Consider the following 18,472-nt stretch of genomic DNA (forward strand, 5'->3'; position numbering starts at 1 on the left):
GCGGGCCGCACGCCCGTCAGCCGGAGCGAGAGATGGACGAGCAGGGCGAGCAGCGGGACGCTGCCCGCCGCGAAGGCGGCCTTCAGCGGGGCCAGCGGCAGCACGGCGGCGGGCACGAAGAGCAGCGCGGCGAACGGCGGATAGGTGGCGGGCAGGTTCCACTCGGTGACCCGGAAGCCGTAGAGGTCCGTCCCGTCCAGCACGGCGCGGCCCTCGGCCCGGTAGACGAGCAGGTCGGCCATGGGCGTCGGGCGCAGCAGGAAGAGCGCGGCGAGCGCGGCGACGGAGAGCAGCAGCAGCGCGAGCGCGGCGGCCGTCCGCCGGGTGGGCCGCCGGAGCCGCGGACGCCCCGACGGGGGGCGCGGAGGCAGGGGCCGGTGCGGGCGGTGGAGAAGCCGTGGGGTGAGCCGGGTGAGCCGCCGCCCGCCCCGTCCGGTCGCAGCCGTCACCCGTCCGTCCCTCCGGTCCGCCGTCGTCACCGCTCGGTCTCGAACGGATAACGGTACTGGAGCGGCCGGGCGGCGCTACGGGGAGGGTCGGGGCGAGGGCCGGGGTCGGGGGCCCGGTGTCCTCAACCGGCCCTCGGGTTCTCCGGTGGGCCCGGTTCGCCCGGTTCCCGGGTGCGGGCGCTTCGGCGCGCGGCGGCGGGGAGAGCGTGAAGGGACCTCCCGGGGGCGTGGTCCGCCCCGGCCGCGCCGGGCGCCGGCGAGCGCGGCCGGTTCAGGCGGCGCCGGTGCCGGCATCCCCGGAGACGACGGCGCCGGAGGCGGCACTTCCGGGGAGGGCCGTGGCGCCGGCAGTCCCGGGGACGGCCGTGGCGCCGGCAGTCCCGGGGCCGGAGCCGGTACCGGCGGTCCGGGAGCCCGCGGGGGTTCCGTTCCCGGGGCGCTCACGGTCGTCGCGCTCCCCGGTGTCACCGAGGACGGCGACGCTGAGCGCGGCACCGGCGAAGACCCGCACGGCGTGCAGGACGTCACCGAGGACATGGCGGCGGTGGTTCGGGTGCGCGCCGGACGGGGCGGCGCCGTGCGGAGCCCTGCGGGGCGGCGGTACCGGCGGGGTGGCGGGTGCGGGTGTGGTGTTCATGGTGCCCATCGTGCGGTTCGTCCCCCTTCCGCGCATCGGTCCAGAGATGTAACCGCGCAGGTCGCGGTGTACGCCCGGGGGGCGCCCCGGCCCTGCCGGAGGAGGATCCGGCACGGCGCCGTCCCCTAGGGATCCGGGCCGCCCCGCCGGCCCTCGGCCGCCACGGGCCACCGCGCCACCGCGAGTTCCCGGGGCGTCACCCGGCGTGCCACCTGGGCCCCGCGTACAAAAGGGTTCGCCCGGTCTCTCCCCCGGTGGTTACAATCGCCGCTTCCCCGCCTCCCGCGCCGCCTTTCCGCCGCCCCGGGAGAGCCGCCGCCCGGACGGAAACCGGCCGGTCCACCCAGCTCACGCAGCCGCAGCGGTCACCGCTGCCGTCATGGACCCCGGAGGCTCCGCCGTGCCCGCGCACCCGTCATCGGCCGATTCCGCGACCGCGCCCCCGGACGGCGGGAGCCCTCCCGGGCCACCCCGCCGGCCGGCGCCCCCGGTCGGCGGGACCGTCACCCCCGTCACCGCTCCGGGGGACGAGGCCGCCGTCCTCTCCACGGCGCCCGCCCACGGGACCGGGCCGGCCTCGGCGCCTCCCGGGCCCCCCGGGCACGGGGCCGGCCCCGGCGAGCCCCCCGGCGGGGAGCCGGACCCCGCCGGTCCCCTCGCCCGGGAGCGGGCCCATCTCGACGCCTCCCGGGCGGCGCTGCGCGCCATGCGCGCGGAGGTGGAAGGGCTGGACATCAGCGACGTCACGGCGAACTGGGTGAACGCCGCCGTCCTCCAGGCGCAGATCGACAACCGCGTGAAGGCCCTCGCGGACCACGCCGGCACCCCGCTGTTCTTCGGCCGGCTGGACTGCCGGGACCGGCCGGACGCGCCGGAGGCCGCCACCGCCCGCTACTACATCGGCCGCCGTCACGTCCACGACGCCGAGGGCGACCCGATGGTGATCGACTGGCGGGCGCCCGTCTCGCAGCCGTTCTACCGCGCCTCCCGGAAGCAGCCGCTGGGGGTGCTGCTCCGCCGCCGCTTCGGCTGGACCGGGGGCGAGCTCACCGCCTACGAGGACGAGGACCTCACCGACCCCTCGGCCGCCGACGGCGCCGGGCGTCTGCTCCAGCGGGAGATCGAACGTCCACGCGTCGGCCCGATGCGGGACATCGTCGCCACCATCCAGCCCGAGCAGGACGAGCTCGTCCGCTCCGGGCTGGACGGCACCCTCTGCGTCCAGGGCGCGCCGGGCACCGGCAAGACGGCCGTGGGCCTGCACCGGGTGGCGTATCTGCTCTACACCCACCGGGAGCGGCTGGCCCGCTCCGGGACGCTCGTCGTGGGCCCCAACCGGTCCTTCCTCCGCTACATCCAGCAGGTGCTGCCCGCCCTCGGTGAGCTGGAGGTGGCGCAGGCGACGGTCGAGGAGCTGGTGGCGCCCGGGGAGCCGGGCGGGGGCGCGCGCGGGGCGGACTCCCCGGCGGCGGCGCTGGTGAAGGGGGACGCGCGGATGGCCGAGGTGCTGCGGCGGGCCGTGCGCTCGGGGGTGACGCCACCCACGGAGCCGCTGGTGGTCGTCCGCGGCTCGCGGCGCTGGCGGATCCCGGCGCACGAACTCCAGGAGATCGTGGGGGAGCTGCTGGAGCGGGGCATCCGCTACAACGCCGCGCGCGAGGCGCTGCCGCAGCGGATCGCGCACGCCGTGCTGGTGCGGATGGAGGCGGCCGGGGAGGCGCCGGACGACCGGACGCAGAACGCGGTGGCCCGCGACCGCGCGGTGAAGGCGCTGGTGAAGGAGGTGTGGCCACCGGTCGATCCGGCGAAGCTGGTCCTGCGGCTCCTCTCCGACGCGGCCTTCCTCGCCGAGCACGCGGAAGGCGTGCTGACCCCGGCCGAGCAGGCGGAGCTGGTGTGGACCAAGCCGCCGCGGAGCGTCCGCTCGGCGCGCTGGTCGGCGGCCGACGCGGTGCTGATCGACGAGGCGCGGGACCTCCTGGACCGCACCCCGTCGCTGGGCCACGTCGTGCTGGACGAGGCGCAGGACCTCTCCCCCATGCAGTACCGGGCCGTGGGCCGGCGCTGTTCCACCGGCTCGGCCACCGTCCTCGGCGACCTCGCCCAGGGCACCACCCCCTGGTCCACCCCCGGCTGGGCGGAGGCCCTGACTCATCTCGGCAAGCCGGACGGGCGGGTCGAGGAACTGACGGAAGGCTTCCGGGTGCCGCGGGACGTCATCGCCTACGCCTCCCGGCTGCTGCCGGTCATCGCACCCGGGCTCACCCCGGCGACCTCCGTCCGGGAGGCGGCGGGCTCCCTGGAGATCCGCCGGGTGCCGTCGGACGGAGCGGGCGACGGCGAGGACGGCGCGCCCACGGACGGCACGGGACCCGAGGACGGCGGGGTGACCGCGGAGCAGGCCCGGGCCGTGGTCGAGGCGTGCCGCGACGCGCTGCGGCGGGAGGGGTCCGTCGGCCTGATCGTGGCCGATCCGCGGGTCCCCGCGCTGGCCGCGGCGCTGACGGCGGCGGACCTGCCGTATCTGGCCCCGGGCGAGGAGACCGGCCCGGAGGCCCGGCTGACGCTCGTCCCCGCCACGCTGGTCAAGGGCCTGGAGTACGACCACGTCGTGCTGGACGAGCCCGCCGCGGTGATCGCCGCCGAGCCCGGCACCCGGACGGGGCTGCGCCGCCTGTACGTGGCGCTGACCCGGGCGGTCTCCGGCCTGACGGTGGTCCACACCCGGGACCTCCCGCCGGAACTCCGCCGGGCCCCGGCCGGCCACGGGTGAACGGCCGGGCGCCGCGCCCCGTCCACCCCCAGCACCCCACCCGCGCCTGGCGCGCCTGGCGCACCCTCCGCCGCCGGGGCCTCTTCCGGTTCCGGCCCTGACATCACGGAGGCAACCCTTCCGTACCCTCGGCGGCGGCCGGGACCGTGCACCACAATGGGCCCATGCCCACCCCCCTTCTCGACCGCTGGACGGACCTGCTGCGCCGCTGCCAGGAGGGCCCGGGGCCGGACCCGCGCCCGTACGGCGAGAACCTGCTCGCGCGGTGGGCCGAGCCGCAGCGGCGCTACCACACCACCGCGCATCTGGCCGCCGTTCTCGACCGGATCGACGAGCTGGCCGCCCACTGCGCCGACCCGGACACGGTGCGGCTCGCGGCCTGGTTCCACGACGCCGTCTACCGCCCGGACCGCTCGGAGAACGAGGAGCGCAGCGCGCGTCTCGCCGAACGCGCCCTGCCCGAGGCGGGGGTCTCCCCGGCCCGCACGGCCGAGACGGCCCGGCTGGTCCGGCTCACCGTGACCCACGACCCGGCGCCCGGTGACCGGTGCGGCGAGGTGCTGTGCGACGCCGACCTGGCGGTCCTCGCCGGCGCCCCGGAGGAGTACGCGTCCTACGCGGCGGCCGTCCGCGAGGAGTACGGGTTCGTGCCGGACGAGGAGTTCCGGGAGGGCCGCGCCGCGGTGCTCCGCGCGCTGCTCGGCACGGTGCCGCTGTTCCGCACCCCGGCGGGCGAGAAGTGGGAGCCGGTCGCCCGGCAGAACCTCGCCACGGAGCTGGCGCTGCTGGAGGGGTGACGGCCACCGCCGGTGAGCGGGCGCGGTGGGCGGGACGGGACAGCGGCGGGCGGGACGGGACAGCGGTGGCCGGAGCGGGACCTCGGACGAGGCCGCGCGATGCCTGGCGGGTGCGGCGGGGCCGGCCGCCGTTCAGGAGTCGCCGGGCGGGGAGGCCCCGGCCGCCGGACGCGACGGGCTCCGGTGCGGCGCCGGGCCGGTCAGCCCGCGGTCTCGACGTAGGACGCCAAGTTGGCCAGGGACGAGGCGATTCCGGCCTCGTGGTCCGCCCGGTCGATGCCGGGCGGCACATCCGTGGCCGTGACGGTCACCTCGGTCCCGCCTCCGGTGGCGGCCAGGTGCCAGGTCATCGTCATGGTGCCCGCGTACGCGGGGTCGCCGGCCTCGAACACGGCCCGCTGCACCACGCGCTCCGGTGGCACCAGGTCGGCGAAGCCGACCTCGACGGCATCGGTCGCGTCCGACGTCTTGCCGGGGCCGCCGGTGGGGTCGAGGTAGGTGAGGACCATCCGGAACCCGCCACCGGGCCGGGGGTCCCACCGCTCGATCCGTCCGCGCATGCCGTCCGGCGGCAGCCAGACCTCCAGGGCCGCCGGGTCGAGGAGGGCGCCGTAGACGGCCGCCGGTGGCGCCGCGATCAGCCGCTCGCCGCTGTCGGTCCTTCCCATGGCGGGATGGTACCGCCGGCAGGCGCGTTCGCCGGCCGGGAGCGGGTGTCCGGCACGGCCCTGCGGGGGCGGCGCCGGCCGTGTCGGGCACGCCACAGCCCGGAACGTCCCGTTCCGGGAATGGCGCGGGCCGTGGCGGTGTTGGTGCCAGGCATGTCCTCCGAGCGCTCACGCATGCCCCTTTCCGTGTACACGCTCGGTCTGGCGGTCTTCGCCCTGGGCACCTCGGAGTTCATGCTCTCGGGGCTGCTGCCGCCGATCGCCGCCGACATGGACGTCTCCATTCCGCGCGCCGGACTGCTGATCTCCGCCTTCGCCGTGGGCATGGTGGTGGGCGCGCCCGTGCTCGCCATGGCGACGCTCCGGCTGCCCCGCCGCGCCACGCTCATCGCGCTGATCTCCGTCTTCGGACTGGGCCAGGTCGCGGGGGCGGTGGCGCCCTCCTACGGCTGGCTGTTCACGTCACGCGTGGTCTCCGCCCTGGCCTGCGCCGGGTTCTGGGCGCTGGGGGCGGCGGTGGCCGTCGCGATGGTCCCGGTGACGCAGCGGGCGCGCGCCATGGCGGTGATGATCGGCGGGCTGAGCATCGCCAACGTGCTGGGCGTCCCGGCGGGCGCGTTCCTCGGGGAGCACTTCGGCTGGCGGTCGGCGTTCTGGACGGTCGGCGCCGCCTCGGCGGTGGCACTCGCCGGCATTCTCGCGCTGATCCCGCGCATCCCCCGCCCCGCCGAACTGCCCGTGCTCCGCCGCGAGCTGCGCATCTACGCCGACCGGCAGGTGTGGCTGGCCGTGGTCACCACCGCGCTGGCGGGCGGCGGCGTCTTCTGCTTCTTCAGCTACCTCGCGCCGTTGCTGACGGAGGTCGCGGGGCTGAGCAGTGGCTGGGTGCCCACCGTGCTGGCGCTCTTCGGGACCGGCGCGCTCATCGGCACCGCGATCGGCGGCCGGATCGCCGACGGCCGTCTCTTCGGGGTGCTGCTCAGCGGGACGGTCGCCTCGACAGTGCTGCTGGTCGCGGCGGCGCTGACGGCGAGCGCGCCGGCCGCCGTGGTCACGCTCGCGGTGCTGCTGGGCGTCTCCGCGTTCTACACGGCGCCCGCGCTCAACGCCCGGATGTTCGACGTGGCGGGGGCCGCGCCGACGCTGGCCGCCGCCACCGTCACCGCCTCCTTCAACCTCGGCAACGCGGGCGGCCCGTGGGTGGGCGGCCTGGTCATCGACGCCGGCTTCGGCTTCGCGGCGACGGCGTGGGCCGGGGCGGCGATCACCGCGCTGGCGGTCGCCGGGGTGCTCCTCGCCATCCGGACGCACCGGCCCAGGCCGAGCGCGGTCGTCGCGGGCGACGGCGGAGCCCCCGGCCGGCCGCTCGAAGCCACCGCACCCGGACCGGCCGCCCCACGCCCCCTGGGCACCGCCGGCTGACCCCGGCCCGGGCGGACATCGGCGCCTGGGGAACCCACGCGGCCCGCCGCCCCACCACACCGCCCCCGGCAATCACGACCGGCCGATGCCCCCTCCCCACCCGCCCACCGTCACGGACCCGGCGCGCTCGTGGCGGACGACAAGGTGGGGGCCCGCCCCGGCCCGGGACACGGGCGGCGGCTGCCGGGTGGACACGCTCCGGCCGGGCCGGCCCGGTCGGCCCGGCTGGTCTCCACGCGATCGTGGCGGGCGGCAGCGGCGCCACCGGCCCGCCGGAGCGGGCCCGGACGTCAGCCGCCGGTGGCGGCCCGCCCCTTGGGGCGGCGCAGGCCGGCCCCCGTCAGCCGCCGGAGCAGTTCCTTGGAGCCGACCTCCACCGCGCCGAGTGCCACGGCCGCGCGGTAGCGCTCGGACGGCACGTCGTAGTGGTCCCGGTCGAAGGCGCGGCGCGGCGAGCCCAGCCGCTCCGCGAAGGCGTGCAGCTCCTCGTAGGACTCGTCGCTGACCAGGTGCGACCACATCCGGCCGTGCCCGGGCCATATCGGCGGGTCGATGTAGACGGTCATGCGGCGGACCACCCGGCCCGCGCCGCCACCGGTACCGAACCGGCCGCCCCGGCCGGCCGTGCCGCCCGCACCGCCTTCACTGCCCCTGGCCCCCGCACAGCCGCCCACACCGCCGTCACCGTCCCCGGCGCCCACACCGCCGCCCGCGCCCCCGCCACTTGCCCCGTCACCCGCACCGCTGTCCGCTCCCCCGTCAGCGTCCCTGCCGCCGGCGTCCCTGCCACCGACGTTCCTGCCACCGTCACCGCCCCGGCCGCCCGCACCTTCGGCACCGCCGTCACCGTCCCAGCACCGAGCCGAGGCGGCCCACCGCCGCCACCGAAGTGGCCGTGGCCGGGCACACCCAGTGCGGATCGGTGCCGAGTTCGGGGTCGACGTCGAGCGCGTGGGGATCGCCCGCGTCCGTGCAGACCGGGCAGAGGGGCCAGCGGCCGTACCGTTCCAGCAGCGCGTCCTGGACGTCCTGGGCGACCAGTCCGGTGACGAACACCGCGCCCTCCGGCCACTGCCCGACCCACCAGCGGCGGTGTGCCACCGACTCCTCCACGAGGGAGACGATGTCCGCGTCGGCGACGTTCCCGGCCGCCAGGTCGGCGAGCACCAGAGCCCGTGCGGCGTGCAGTGCGTTCTCCAGCTCCATGGCGTCCATTCTCCCGCCTCCCAGGACCGCCCGCCCGCCCGCTCCCGCCGGCCGGCGCCGGCCCGGCCGCTCCCCGCTCCGTGCCGGCACCTTTCGGTGAGAATTTTCGACCTGCCCTCGCCCCCGTACGCCTTGCGACCGCCACCCGGATCGCCCTTGCCACTCGACCGCCCACATCCGTCAATCGCCGGCGAGGTTCACCTGAACACCGAATTCTTGGAATATAGACAACGCTGAACTCGTGAACTCACCCCCCAGCACCTCGCGGGAGAACGAGAAGTCGCCCCACTCGAGGCAGAACGGATGAGCCTCCTCCCGCTTCATCGTCCTCAAGCAGTCGTAAAGAGCGTCGAGGTTCGACCCGAAGTACCCTCCCGGCCCGTTGACCGCTTCCCCCACAGCACAGTAGAAAGCGTCCTCGGTCGCCAACTCGCGACCTTCGATACCTGCCGTTTCGGCAGTCTGGTACCGAGTTGCTCTCAGCCCGCAGGAGAACCACGCCGTCTGGACCACATGCAGCCAACTGGCGTGATATTCGGAAGGATACTCAGCCCACCCGCCAAGCGAAACCTGCTTACTGTCCGACCACTTCCTCCAGATCTCTCCAGCTTTGGGATATTCGCAAGCATTTCCATGGAACGAGTACTCCACATCCGAATATCCCCCACCGCCCCCGCGAAGCCCTTGTGCGCCACGAGCGACTTTCCCAATGTAATAGGCGCCGATTTTACCCATCCCTCGATCGACGATCTCGAGTTGCGTCGACTCGGTTTTCTTCTTGCCCTGCCGGATATGACGGGCCCCGACGAAGACGACTGTCCTCGGCGGCTCTTCGTCTGCGCCGATGAAGAAGCCTCGCACGTCCTCGGCCAGCAGGAGGATCTCCTGAGAATCCATGTCAACCAGCCGGTACGGCACAACTGCGGACACCATAGAAAACACCCAAACTTCCTGCCGACACTTTCAGCACGTTCAGCACGTCAGTCCCCCGGTCTCCGGGGCCGGTCTCCGGTTCCCTGACACCACGGCGCGCCCATGCGCTTCACTCACTTCGCCCGCTCTGCGCGGTACGGCCGTCAGACGCTGACGCGGCAGCCCTCCGGACCGGCCACGGGAACGAAGGGCGGAGGGAAGCAGACCGGAGGCGGACGAGAACGGCGGTGCACGGCCGGTGCTCTGCGAACCGAGTTGGCGGTGGGGACGCCCGAGGCCGCGTCCCCACCGCTGATCTCACTGCACCTCCGCGCCTATCTGCCGATGTACACGCAGAGTTCCGTGGGCCGTCCCACCGTGGCCCTCTCGTCCGAGAGGGTTTCCGCCACATCCGCCAGCACGTCCAGGGCCGTGCGGAACTCCTCCGGGCTCGCCTCGGCGAAGGATGCCGCGTCCGGCCAGACAATGACCACCCGTTCGCACCGCTGCCCGTGGATTCCCTCCCACAGCGAATCGGAGAGGGCATCCCAGCTTCCGGACCCGACCAGCGGCGGATCAAGAGGCAGTGTTCTGCGGACGGCGTCGAAGAATGCCGCCCGTCCCGGATCTCCTTCCACGGAGAGCCGGTACAGAGGGCAACCCTCGGCTACGGCGGCCCGTGCGGCCTCATGGGCTTCCTCCGGCCGCACAACCGTCAGACCCCAAGTCAGATCCATTTCCCCTCACCGAATTCTCACGAAGGCCGGCGGACCGCTGTCCCCGTAATGGGTCCAAGTGTAGTAGACCTCACCAGTGTTGATGTTCTTGACCACCCGCAGCGGACCGGCACCGCCGGTCCCCGGTGGAGGCGCGACCCTGTACTCGCGGTAGGGCGAGGTCGGACCGGACGCTCCGGGCAGATCACCGGCCCAGTTCTTGAACTTGGTCCCCCACTTCGTCGCGGTGGGGCCGGTGGGCACGGTGCCCGCGTCGATATGCCCCAGGGCGTCGTTGAGAGCCCGCTCCTCAGCCGGCGGAAGCGAACCGGGACTGATCCACGGAACACAGGGACCGGAGCCCTGGCTCAACAGGAACGCTGCCTCCGCGCTACCCGACCGCAGATCGGCCGAAGCCGTCCGGTGGGCGACGGGCCTCGTCGCGCCCGGGTTCTCCCAGTCTCCCGCCTTCAAAGCGCGGCTGCTCTGCGCGGCGTTCTTCCTCGGGCACGAGCCGTTCATCCTCTTGAACGCCTTGATCTTGAGGGCATTCAGCGCGAGGCCGGAGAGGCAGGACGCCTTGAAATCCCTGAGGCACCGGTCGATCTCCTCCGCACCGACGTACCAGGAAATCAGGCGTTCCATGTAGGTGCTTTCCGTGCAGCTCATTCCTCCGGCCCCGTCGCCCGCACAGATCAGCACTGTCCCCGGCGTCAGATCGCCGTGCTCCATGTACTTGTCGCGGTATTCGATGAAACGCTTGTGGATGAGGTCACGGAGTTCGTCGTCGGAAAGCGGCTTGCTAAGGCCATCGGCCTTCGCTTCCTTCCTCACCTGCTCCTTGAATTCCTCGATCAGCTTCTCAGCCGCGATCTTCCGGGCCTCGAACGAGGCCTTCGCGGCCGCTTCGGCGTCCTTGCCGGCGGAAGCGGCGGAGACTCCCGCCTGATACGCGGCGATGCTGGCCTGGCGGGCATAGCCGGACGCGATCGTCGCGGACCTCTGCGCCCGTTCCGCGGAGCGCGTCGCCGCCTGTGCGTCGTTGCGCGCGGCCGCGGCGGCGTCGCGGGCCTTCTTGGCGGACTCGGCGGCACGGTTGGCCGACTCGGCCGCCTGGTCGGCGGACTTGTCCGCCTGCTGGGCATGCTTGGACGCATTCTTCGCGGACTCCTGCGCCGCGTTCGCCCAGCTGACCGCTTCGGCGGCGTCCTTGCGCGCTTCCGCCGCGACGACCTGTGCCTCGGCGGCGTCCTTGTGGGCGAGCGCTGCCGACCGGTCGGCAGCGGCCAGGAGGATGTCGATCTCGGCGATGTGCGCGGCCGCGTTGGCGTCCCGCTGCTGCGCCTTGTACCGACCGATCTCCAGGAAGGCCCGAAGATACGACGGTGGTCCCGACAGAGCCGCCTGCGCCGCCGCCTTGACCTCGGGACCGCCGTTGGCCAGATCCTGGGCGACGGCCACGCGGTCGTCTTCCTCCCGGGCCTTGTGCTGCCCGGTGGCCAGGAACCGGTGCAGGTCCTCCGCGGTGCCGTCCAGTGCCTGGGAAGCCGCGGCCTTCACCCCCGGCCCGCCCTTGTCCATGATCTGCGCGACGGCCACGCGGTCGTCGTGTTCCTTGCCCGGGTAGGCGCGGGTGCGCAGGAATTCCCGGACCTCGTCGACCGGCTTGTCCAGCACGGCCAGGGCAGCCTCCTGCTGGGCGGGCTTGTCGGTGGTGGCGGCGATGTGCGCGACGCTGGCGCGGTCGTCCTGCGCCAGGGCCAGCTCCAGCCCCCCGCCGCGCACGAACGCGGTAACGTCCGCCCCGGTGCCCACGAGAGCCGTTTCGGCGGCTTCGCGGACCCAGGTTCCACCGCTCGTCATCAGGTTGACTGCAGCCTGCCTGCCCTTGGTGACCGTGACCTCGGGATCCGTCGCCGCGGCGGCTTCCTCCCAGAGTTTCCGAGTCTCGGTGTCGAGCTGCTGGATCCGCCCCGCCTCCCACCGCGCGGCGGCGACGCGCTCGTCGTATGCCCTCTTGGCCTCCTCGGCCGCCAGGACGTTCTCTTCCTCCTGCTCGGCCAGGCGTTCGGCGTCGGCGTCGCGGGCCAGCCGGGCCACGGTCTTGGCCTGGGTGGACGCTGCTTGCGCGCTGTTGGCGACCTCGGTGGCGGCGTTGGCCGCCGCGGTGGATTTCTTGGCGGCGTCCACGGCCTTGCCGGCCTCGTCGGCGGCCTTGTCCGCGGCCTCGGCCGCGGCCTCGGCATGATCCGCGGCATTGTTGGCGGCCGTGCGCGACTGCCGTGCGGCCGTGGCAGCCTGGTTGGCGTTGGACTGCGCCGCGTTTGCTGCGCGCGTGGCCTGACCGGCCAGGCGCCTGGCCCGGGCCGCCGCCGCTTCGGCCTCCTCCACCCTGGCTCCGGCTTGACCCGCCCAGCGGCCGGCCTCGGCCGCCGCTGCGGCGGCGGCCGCGGCGTTGGCACCCGCGCTGGCGGCCGCACCGGCTGCCTTTGCCGCGTTCTCGGCCGCCAGACCGGCCTTGTCGGCGGCGTCCGCCGCCTTCCGCGCCCCCTTTGCGGCATTCCTCGCGTTCTCGGCTGCTTCCCGGGCCTGCTTCGCCCGGGTGGCGTCACCGGCCGCCGCGGCGGCCGCGGACCGTGCCGAGGAAGCCGCGCTCCCGGCCCGGCTGGCCGCGAAGGCCGCCTGCGCTGCGGCCGTGGCGGCCACCCGCGCCGCCCGGTTCGCCCCCGCGGCGGCGGACACCGCCGTACGGGCCGACTGCGCCGCCCGGTCGGCCGCGGCCGCGGCCCGCGACGCGGCCGCCGCGGCCTTCCCGGCCGAGGACTTGGCCGCCTCCGCCTCTCGGGCCGCGACCTGTGCCGCCTCCTTCGCCCGCTGCGTGGCCCGCTGTGCCTTGGCCGCCTCCTCCTTGGCCTTCTCGGTCAACTCCGTGGCCTGCTTTTGGGCGCGGTCGGCGAGCTTGGCCAGCTGCGAGACGGTGAGGGTCTCCTGGTCCCGTGCGGACGCGACCTGCCACCCGTGGTCCAAGAACTCCTGGACGTCCTCCGGGGTCCCGTCCAGCGCCTGCTGGGCGAGCTTCTTGACGTTCGGCCCGCCCGCCGTCATCAACTGGGCGACCTGCACCCGGTTGTCGACTTCGCGCGCCTCGAACTGGCCCTCGGTGATGAACCGGCGCCAGTCGTCGGACGAGCCGTCCAGCGCCTCGTTCGCGGCCTCCTGCACGCCCGGTCCGCCGGCGGCCATGATCTGCGTCACCTCGACGCGCAGATCGTCGTCGTACGGGCCGACGAGCCCTCCGTCGAGGAACGCCTTCAGCTCCTCGACACCGCCATCCAGCGCGGTGTCGGCCGCCTCACGGACGCCCGGCCCACCCATCGCCATGATCTGGGCCACCTGGACGCGGAGATCGTGTTCCCAGATGACCGGCAGATCCTCGGTCATGAAGGTCTGGACGTTCTCGTCCGACCCCATCAGGGCGGCCTCGGCCGCCCTCCGTACGCCCGGGCCACCGTACTTCCACACCTCGACGAGGTCCGACCGGTCGTACTCCGGTGGCTCCTCCGCCGCGGCGGGCCGTAAGTCCAGGCCCACCACCATCACCAAGGCCAGCAGCGTCGCCACGACACCGCGCAGGCCCGGCAGTCGGGATCTCCTCAGCAACGCCCGGCCTCCTTACCGCCACGCGCGGACGCGCGTACCGCTGCCACCATCGCGGTGCGGTTCCGACTACTTCTCAGCACAGTTGGCTTCCCTCCAGCGGAGAAACGCGTCCGGACGGTTGGTGATGACGCCGTCGACGTCCCAGGCCGTCGCGTCCTTCCATTCGCTTTCGCTGTCGATGGTCCAGACGAAGACCTGGACTCCGGCCGACTTGAGTTGCTTCACTGCGGCGCTCCGTGCCGCGAGGCCGCTGGATTTCACGGCGTATCCGCTGAGCGAGAACGCGCGGGCCGTCGCGACGGGGTTCGCATCGAGTTGCGACCTCAGCAGCGCGACCTCGGTCCTGTGCGGTGACGCTGCCGCGTCTCGGACGATGTTCTCGTCGAAGGACTGGAGCAGGGTGCGCTCGGTCATTCCGGCCTCGGCGACGTGCTCCAGTGCGCGGTCGACGGCCTCGGTCGGCTGTGGGCCTTTGATCTCGAGGAGGAGCCGGGCAGGCCTGTCCTTGAGCGCGGTCAGCGCCTGTTCCAGGGTGGGGACCCGGCCGCCGCCGTCCACGGTCAGCCGGGATATCTCCTCGGCGGTCAGTTCGTCGACGCGGCCCGTGCCATTGGTAGTCCTGTCGACAGTCGCGTCGTGTAGGACGACCGCCTGGCCGTCCTTGGAGAACCGCACATCGGTCTCGACCCAGTCCGCGCCGCCGTCGGCTGCAGCTTCCAGCGAGGCGATGGTGTTCTCCGGAGCGATTTCCGGTGCGCCGCGGTGCCCGATGGCATAGGTGTCGGCGCAGTACACCGCAGAGGTCTGCTCCGAGATGCGGAGGTCGTCGACGTCGCCGGTGGCGTTTTCCCGAAAGGAGCCCTTGTAGAAGAGCCGGCCGATCTGAAGTGCGCTGTTGGCCCGCCACGGGGTCGTGAACTCGACGGCAGGCTGCGCCTCGCCGTTCACGAACAGCTGCACCGTCTTCGCCGAGGCGTCGTACTCCCCTGCCAGATGCGTCCACACGCCGGTCTCCGCGGCGGCCGAACTCAGCGAACGCACGATCGCCGTGTCGTCGGTGTCCTTCACATGGCGGTTGAACACCCACTTGTCGAAAGACTTCGAGTAGTACAGCTGGAAACCGCTGGCCCGATCGCCGGCCTGCGACACGAACGTGTAGTTCCCGTCCTTGTCGTCCAGCTTCACCCACGCCGACACCGAGAACGACTTCGTCGTATCCACCACCGCACCCGCCGTCGCCGCGTACCCCGACGAACCCTCCAGCCTCAGCGCCGTACCCGTCTTGCCCGCCACACCGAGCCGCGCACCGCGCCCGGCCACCGACGCGGCCATCCCGGCGCCCGGGCCCCCGCGGGCATGCGTCTCCCCCGCGCTCTCGTCCAGCGGGAACGACGCCAACTCCTGCAAGTGCGACGGAAGGTCACCATCGGCCATCGAGGCGGCGTCGGCGTCCGTCACCGCAGACTGCACGACCCGCACCTCGTCGAGACCCCCGGCCGCGTACTCCTGCCAGGCGCCGTGCCAGCGCAGTCTCCCCAACTGCAGAGCGCCGGAAGCCCGCCACGGAGTCGTGAACTCCGCCGACTCCTGGAGCCGACCGTTCACGTTCAGCGACACCGACTTCTTGTCGGCATCGTAGGAGCCGGTCAGATGCGTCCACACGCCCGGCTGCGCGGTGGCGTTACTCTTCGCGCGGACGATCACCGGGCTGTCGCTGTCCGCAGCGTGCCGGTTGAACACCCACTTGTCGTAGTGCTTCGAGTAGTAGAGCTGGAAACCGCTGGCCCGATCGCCGGCCTGCGACACGAACGTGTAATTGCCGTCCTTGTCGTCCAGCTTCACCCACGCCGACACCGAGAACGACTTCGTCGTGTCCACCACCGGACCCGCCGTCGCCGCATACCCCGACGAACCCTCCAGCCTCAGCGCGGAACCCTTCCTGCCGACCGCCCCGAACTGTGCCCCACCGGCCACCGCGGCGGCGAACTCCTCCGCCTCACCGCCCAGCACACGACGCGAACCGGCACCCTCGTCGAGGGTGAAGGCGGCCTTCTCGGTGAGGGATGTTCTCTCGACCGCGTCTGCCCGCGGATCAGGTGCCGCCTCGACCGCGCGGCTCGTTGCGGCTGCCCCCGTGGCTACTAACAACGCTGTCAGCACCGTTAACGGCAGCGCTAATACGCCCCGATGTTTCATTTTCCGCATCCTCGTCATGAGCGTGAGCACGCAGGAGGCAGAGCTCCGGTGCGCGCGAGAACAGCGGCCCGGTCCCAGCAGGACCTGCCAGGCCGGGCCGCCGAAAGAGAAGTGATCCCGGGACGGCTACTTCCCGAAGGCGATCCCGCCGTTGAAGATCTGGTCGGTGCCCACGGCGCTGTCCCAGACCTGGACGTTGTCGATGGTTCCGGGGACGTTCTCCTGGAAGGAGCCCTTGTAGAAGAGCCGGCCGATCTGAAGTGCGCTGTTGGCCCGCCACGGGGTCGTGAACTCGGCGGCCGTCTGCGAGTTGCCGTTCACGAACAACTGCACCGTCTTCGCCGACGCGTCGTACACCCCGGCCAAATGCGTCCACACCCCGGCCTCCGCCGCACCCGAACTCAACGAACGCGCGATCGCCGTGTCGTCGGTGTCCTTCACATGGCGGTTGAACACCCACTTGTCGAAGGACTTCGAGTAGTACAACTGGAAACCGCTGGCCCGATCGCCGGCCTGCGACACGAACGTGTAATTGCCGTCCTTGTCGTCCAGCTTCACCCACGCCGACACCGAGAACGACTTCGTCGTGTCCACCACCGGACCCGCCGTCGCCGCATACCCCGCCCCGTCCAGCTTCAGGGCCGTGCCGACCCTGCCCGCCACGCCGAGCCGTGCGCCGCTTCCAGTCACCGACGCGACCATCCCGGCGCCCAGCCCGCCTCGGGCGTGGGTCTCCCCCGCGCTCTCGTCCAGAGGGAACGACGCCAACTCCTGCAAGTGCGCGGGAAGCTGAGCGCTCTCCCCGGCCGCGGCGTCGGCCTGCGTCATCGCCGACTGCACTACCCGCACCTCGTCGAGGCTCGCGGCCGCATGCTCCTGCCAGACACCGCGCCACCGCAACCGCCCCAACTGCAGAGCGCCGGAAGCCCGCCACGGGGTGGTGAACTCGGCGGCAGGCTGCGCTTTGCCGTTCACGAACAACTGCACCGTCTTCGCCGAGGCGTCGTACACCCCGGCCAGATGCGTCCACACGCCGGTCTCCACGGCGGCCGAACTCAGCGAACGCACGATCGCCGTGTCGTCGGTGTCCTTCACATGGCGGTTGAACACCCACTTGTCGAAAGACTTCGAGTAGTAGAGCTGGAAACCGCTGGCGCGCGAGCCGGCCTGGGACAGGAGGGTGTAGTTCCCGTCCTTGTTCTCCAGCTTCACCCACGCCGACACGGAGAACGACTTCGTCGTGTCCACCACCGGACCCGCCGTCGCCGCATACCCCGACGAACCGTCCAGCCTCAGCGCGGAACCCTTCCTGCCGCCCGCCCCGAACTGTGCCCCACCGGCCACCGCGGCGGCGAACTCCTCCGCCTCACCGCCCAGCACACGACGCGAACCGGCACCCTCGTCGAGAGTGAAACGGGCCTTGCCCGTGAAGGTACTGCCGCTCAGCCAGGAGGCGATGTTGTCGACGCGCGCTGCGGTGGCGTCGGCGCCCTGGCCCGACTGCCCCAGGCAGCCGGCGTGGTCGGCCCGGCTCTGCACTCCGCTGATCAGTCCGTTGACGTCGAGTACCGGGCCGCCGGCGTCGCCCTTGCAGATCCGGCCCCCTGCCAGCTTCACGGCCGTGGCCGTGCTCGCAGCCTGCGTCACGTCACTGCTGTGCGGGGTGCCCGGCACCCAGGCGCTGCCGGTCCGGCCGTACCCGGCGGCGACGAGCTCGGCACCGTCGGCAGGCGCGGTCGCCACCACGGCAGCGGGCTCGATGCCGGCGACCGGGGCGGACAGCCGTGCCAGCACTAGGTCCCGGTCGTCGCGCGGGACGAGATGGTTGACCCGTATCGGGGCCTTCCCGGCGAAGGAGACCGTGGTGCCCCGCGCTGGCGCACCCACCGCTACCGGCTTGGTCGGATCCTCGGTGAAGCAGCTCGCCGCCGTCAGCACCCAGGTCCTGTCGACGAGCGCGCCGCTGCAGTTCCGGCCGCCCGCGTAACCCGGCTTGCCAATGGTGACCCGCGCCAGCCACGGGCGTGCGGCATCACCGCTCAGGACCGCCCCGGGCTTGTCCTTGCCCACGCTGAGTTCCAGAAGGGTCGACTGGAGCTCCGGGTCGAGCCCTTCGCCCAGTGCCTTCCAGCTCCCCGGTTCGAGGTCGACCTCCTCCACCTCGGACTCGTTGGTCCTGGGGTCCTCCGTGCGCACCGTCGCCATGACGTCGTCGCGAGCGTCGGACTTCGCCAGATAGGTCCGCTCGATCTCCATGGTCAGATAGCCCACCGGGCCGGAGACCGCGAAGCAGACGTTGCCGCTCGCCCGGCTGTTGATCCGCACCAGGTCATCGCCGCCTGACGTACAGTCGGCCACCTGGATGTTCCCGTCGCCCGAGATGAGCTTCAGCCCCTTCTCATCCACAAGTTCGTCCCTGTCGGGATAGGCGAAGTCCTCCACCAAGGTGTCCAGTCCGTCACCCGGCTCCGCCCACGAGACCTGGGCCATCGGCCCAACGCCCCAGGCTGTCACCGCGGTCATCGCGGTGATCGTCGCCAGCACCGCGGACGTCGACCGTCCGAGCGTGCCACGCAGTCCCATTAGAAGAATTCCCCCCCACACATGAACATTTATCAATCAGGCATGCCACGTGCCGAAACGTTCCGGCATCCCTCATCCAAGCGTGCGTCGCGGCGAGTCAGACCGAACGACCCCAGGGCCGCGCACCCTCTCGGGATGATCTCTGCGCAGCCGATTCATCTTCACGCTGCATACGCATTTTTCACAGGCACATCACAGCCAATCTGACGTCTCATTGACCAAAACGCTTATCTACAGGTTGAGTTGTGCCGCATGGTCACGCACGCGGCGGCACGGCAACACTTGCCCCGGGGCCCCGGTTCCGGCCCGCGCGCCACGGGGTCTTCAGCCGCCTGCTCAAGGCGCGGCGGTCAGCTGTCGATGAACACGCGGAGTCTCGTGGGTCGGCCCACGGTCGCGTGCCCGTCTGCGAGGGGCTCCGCCACGTCCCCCCAGCACGCCCACGGCTGCCCG

Annotated in this window: 12 protein-coding genes and 1 pseudogene; 3 read left to right on the forward strand and 10 right to left on the reverse strand. The window is 72.7% G+C overall.

Annotation, left to right across the window (positions count from 1 at the left end):
* Positions 1 to 8: 8 nt before the first annotated feature.
* Both HCK00_RS28655 and HCK00_RS05345 read right to left on the reverse strand, forming a co-directional pair.
* Positions 9 to 206 (reverse strand): annotated as a pseudogene (locus tag HCK00_RS28655) (glycosyltransferase 87 family protein); the annotation flags it as partial.
* Between the two features lie 514 nt (positions 207 to 720).
* Complete coding sequence (locus HCK00_RS05345) at positions 721 to 1,086, reverse strand: hypothetical protein (RefSeq protein ID WP_168100567.1); 366 nt, start codon at positions 1,084 to 1,086, stop codon at positions 721 to 723.
* Between the two features lie 379 nt (positions 1,087 to 1,465).
* Between HCK00_RS05345 and HCK00_RS05350 the strand changes: the two genes are divergently transcribed.
* Together HCK00_RS05350 and HCK00_RS05355 are read left to right on the forward strand one after the other, a co-directional pair.
* Positions 1,466 to 3,859 carry a HelD family protein gene (locus tag HCK00_RS05350; RefSeq protein WP_168100568.1) on the forward strand — a complete coding sequence of 798 codons (2,394 nt, stop codon included), beginning with the start codon at positions 1,466 to 1,468 and terminating at the stop codon, positions 3,857 to 3,859.
* A 164-nt stretch (positions 3,860 to 4,023) separates the two neighbouring features.
* On the forward strand, positions 4,024 to 4,656 hold the full coding sequence (locus HCK00_RS05355) for an HD domain-containing protein (RefSeq protein ID WP_168100569.1): 633 nt from the start codon (positions 4,024 to 4,026) through the stop codon (positions 4,654 to 4,656).
* Between the two features lie 200 nt (positions 4,657 to 4,856).
* Here the strand turns inward: HCK00_RS05355 and HCK00_RS05360 are convergent, their stop codons facing one another.
* On the reverse strand, positions 4,857 to 5,324 hold the full coding sequence (locus HCK00_RS05360) for an SRPBCC family protein (RefSeq protein ID WP_168100570.1): 468 nt from the start codon (positions 5,322 to 5,324) through the stop codon (positions 4,857 to 4,859).
* Positions 5,325 to 5,498: 174 nt separating this feature from the next.
* On the opposite strand from HCK00_RS05360, the gene HCK00_RS05365 reads away from it, so the two are divergent.
* Positions 5,499 to 6,746, forward strand: a complete 1,248-nt coding sequence (locus tag HCK00_RS05365; RefSeq protein WP_168100571.1) for a Cmx/CmrA family chloramphenicol efflux MFS transporter — start codon at positions 5,499 to 5,501, stop codon at positions 6,744 to 6,746.
* A 290-nt stretch (positions 6,747 to 7,036) separates the two neighbouring features.
* Here the strand turns inward: HCK00_RS05365 and HCK00_RS05370 are convergent, their stop codons facing one another.
* From HCK00_RS05370 to HCK00_RS05400, 7 genes are all read right to left on the reverse strand, one after another.
* Positions 7,037 to 7,312 (reverse strand): DUF4031 domain-containing protein, encoded by a 276-nt coding sequence (locus tag HCK00_RS05370; protein WP_168100572.1) that lies wholly within the window; start codon positions 7,310 to 7,312, stop codon positions 7,037 to 7,039.
* A gap of 277 nt (positions 7,313 to 7,589) precedes the next feature.
* Entirely contained in the window at positions 7,590 to 7,961 is a 372-nt protein-coding gene (locus HCK00_RS05375) for a DUF8819 family protein (RefSeq protein ID WP_168100573.1), read from the reverse strand.
* A 171-nt stretch (positions 7,962 to 8,132) separates the two neighbouring features.
* Positions 8,133 to 8,885, reverse strand: coding sequence for a barstar family protein (locus HCK00_RS05380; protein WP_168100715.1), 753 nt, complete (start codon positions 8,883 to 8,885; stop codon positions 8,133 to 8,135).
* 314 nt (positions 8,886 to 9,199) lie between these two features.
* A complete protein-coding gene (locus tag HCK00_RS05385) occupies positions 9,200 to 9,502 on the reverse strand; it encodes a barstar family protein (protein WP_168100574.1) in 303 nt (100 codons plus the stop codon).
* Between the two features lie 105 nt (positions 9,503 to 9,607).
* On the reverse strand, positions 9,608 to 13,240 hold the full coding sequence (locus HCK00_RS05390; protein WP_240965271.1) for an ALF repeat-containing protein: 3,633 nt from the start codon (positions 13,238 to 13,240) through the stop codon (positions 9,608 to 9,610).
* Positions 13,241 to 13,306: 66 nt separating this feature from the next.
* Positions 13,307 to 15,436: a glycerophosphodiester phosphodiesterase family protein gene (locus HCK00_RS05395; RefSeq protein ID WP_168100575.1), complete on the reverse strand. Its 2,130-nt coding sequence runs from the start codon at positions 15,434 to 15,436 to the stop codon at positions 13,307 to 13,309.
* A gap of 126 nt (positions 15,437 to 15,562) precedes the next feature.
* Positions 15,563 to 18,019 (reverse strand): LamG-like jellyroll fold domain-containing protein, encoded by a 2,457-nt coding sequence (locus tag HCK00_RS05400; RefSeq protein WP_168100576.1) that lies wholly within the window; start codon positions 18,017 to 18,019, stop codon positions 15,563 to 15,565.
* Between the last annotated feature and the right edge of the window lie 453 nt (positions 18,020 to 18,472).

This window comes from Streptomyces zingiberis (genome assembly GCF_012034935.1).
Taxonomy (GTDB): Bacteria; Actinomycetota; Actinomycetes; order Streptomycetales; family Streptomycetaceae; genus Streptomyces; species Streptomyces zingiberis.